The sequence below is a fragment of the Intestinibacter sp. genome (assembly GCF_051866655.1).
Classification (GTDB): Bacteria; Bacillota; Clostridia; order Peptostreptococcales; family Peptostreptococcaceae; genus Intestinibacter.
The window spans coordinates 1-2,121 of record NZ_JBJDXL010000548.1; the positions used below are offsets into that span (position 1 = coordinate 1).

The following is a 2,121-nucleotide window of genomic DNA, read 5'->3' on the forward strand; positions in this document are numbered from 1 at the left end:
AAGGAGGAAACCGTATGGATAATTTAACAAAATTCTTTTCATTTGAACTACCTACAAAAATAATATACGGTGCAAACTGTTTAGATAATTTATGTAGCGAATTAAAAGAAAATAAAGGTCAAAAACCAATAATAATCACTGACAAGGGCGTTTCAAAAGCAGGTATACTTCAAAAAATAACTGATTTACTAGACAAGGATAACATTCCTTATGTCGTATACGACGGCGTTGAAGCAAACCCTAAAGATGTAAATGTAGAAGAAGGCGCAAAAATCGCCAGAGAAAACAACTGTGATTCAATAATAGCAGTTGGAGGAGGAAGCCCTATAGACTGTGCAAAATCTGTAGGAGTTTTACTTGCCCACGATGCAACAGAAATCAAAAAATACGAAGGTAAAACTGCCGCTACAAAGCCTCTACCTCTACTTATAACTATACCTACAACATCAGGTACAGGAAGTGAGATAACATTTTCTTCAGTTATAACTGATACAAAAAACAAATACAAAATGACTGTAAAGAGTAAATACACAGCTGCAAAGGTGGCAATTTGCGATCCTGTTCTTACTCTATCAGTTCCACCTGCTGTAACTGCAGCAACTGGTATGGACGCATTGACTCATGCAATCGAAGCATATACTGCAACTTGCTCAGAGCCTATTAGCGATGCCGTTTCTCTATACGCAATCGAGCTTATATACAATAACTTAATAACTGCAGTATTTGAAGGTGATAATTTAGAAGCTAGAAGTGCGATGCTTATGGGAAGTATGCTTGCAGGAATTGGATTTAGCCATTCTGACGTCGCAAGTGTCCACTGTATAGCTGAGGCCCTAGGTGGAATGTACGACTTACCTCATGGAGTTTGTAATGCAGTTTTACTTCCTCATGTTATGGAATACAATAAGGACTATTGTGTATCAAGATACGCTAGAGTTGCAAAGACTATGGGATTTGAATTTAAGGACGATACAGAAGGTGCTGATATAGCTGTTAAGGCTGTTCAAAAGCTTGCTTTAGATGTCAAGCTTCCGCTATTCTCTGATTTAGATGTTAAATTAGAGGACTTCGATATATTAGCTCAAAAATCATCTATAAATATATCTACTGAAAGCAATCCTAGACCTATGACTAAAGAGGATTACTTAAATGTACTTAATAATGCCTATAATGCAAAATAATAGATAAACTCAAAAGCCTTTTTGACAAGATATATGCTGTCAAAAAGGCTTTTTTAAAAAAACTTATTTTATATTTTCATTGTACTCCTCTATAGTTTTCTTTACATCATCGCTTTTAAAAAGCGTACTCATTACTGCGAAATCGTCACAGTAATTTACGACTTCTCCTACATTTTGAGGTAAAATTCCACCTAATGCCACTATTTTTATTTCGGTTATATCCCTAGATTTTTTTAAAAGCTCTATTCCCCTAGGCTTTAATCCCTCTTTACACTTAGTTTCGTATATATGCGATAAAGTTATATACTCTATTTTTATATCGTTTTTCTCGATGATATCCTCTAATTCAACTACTTCCTCTACTGTATGTAGAGATAGACCTATAACCTTGTCTCTGTCAAATTCGTATTTATCGTCTACCATGCTTTTGAACTTATGATAAGGAAGATGTATTCCGTAAACTGGGTAATTTTCATATAATTCTATAGAGCTATTTACTATTATTTTTATATCTGTGGAATTTTTCTCTAATTCTTGTAAAATCTCTAGATACAAGGCCTTCAAATCTCGATAGTCTAGATCCTTCTCCCTCAATATCAAATACTCTACTTTATTTTTAGAAGCCTCTACTATAGTATTTAAATATTTTTCCTTTGAGCATAGATTTCTATTAGTAATTAAGTACATCGTTCACCTCTAGAATCTTTCCCAATCCTTAAATACATATTGATATCCGATAGAGCTAAGCATTTCTCCAACTTCTTCTAAGCTTGCATCTGAGTTGTTTTCAAATTGGTTAGTTCCACCTTCTCCTAATGTGTGTCCACCTACCTCAGTAGTAACCTCTGCACTTAGCTTAGTAACTTCTAGAGGTATTACGTGCTTTCTAAAATCTAAATCCTCTCTAGTCGAAACATTTAGCGCTGCATGAGGATCGAAT

General features: G+C 34.6%; 2 protein-coding genes and 1 pseudogene. 1 reads left to right on the forward strand and 2 read right to left on the reverse strand.

From position 1 onward, the window contains the following. Window positions 1-14: 14 nt before the first annotated feature. Window positions 15-1,181: an iron-containing alcohol dehydrogenase gene (locus ACI3VO_RS16545; protein ID WP_439758968.1), complete on the forward strand. Its 1,167-nt coding sequence runs from the start codon at window positions 15-17 to the stop codon at window positions 1,179-1,181. A gap of 63 nt (window positions 1,182-1,244) precedes the next feature. Here ACI3VO_RS16545 and ACI3VO_RS16550 read toward each other — a convergent pair whose 3' ends face one another. Together ACI3VO_RS16550 and ACI3VO_RS16555 are read right to left on the reverse strand one after the other, a co-directional pair. Beyond that, window positions 1,245-1,868 carry a thiamine phosphate synthase gene (locus ACI3VO_RS16550; protein WP_439758969.1) on the reverse strand — a complete coding sequence of 208 codons (624 nt, stop codon included), beginning with the start codon at window positions 1,866-1,868 and terminating at the stop codon, window positions 1,245-1,247. A 9-nt stretch (window positions 1,869-1,877) separates the two neighbouring features. Further along, window positions 1,878-2,121: pseudogene (locus tag ACI3VO_RS16555) on the reverse strand (2-iminoacetate synthase ThiH); the annotation flags it as partial.

Coding starts and splice junctions, on each gene's coding strand:
- ACI3VO_RS16545 (WP_439758968.1), top strand. CDS start 15: ATGGATAATTTAACAAAATTCTTTTCATTTGAACTACCTACAAAAATA.
- ACI3VO_RS16550 (WP_439758969.1), bottom strand. CDS start 1,868: ATGTACTTAATTACTAATAGAAATCTATGCTCAAAGGAAAAATATTTA.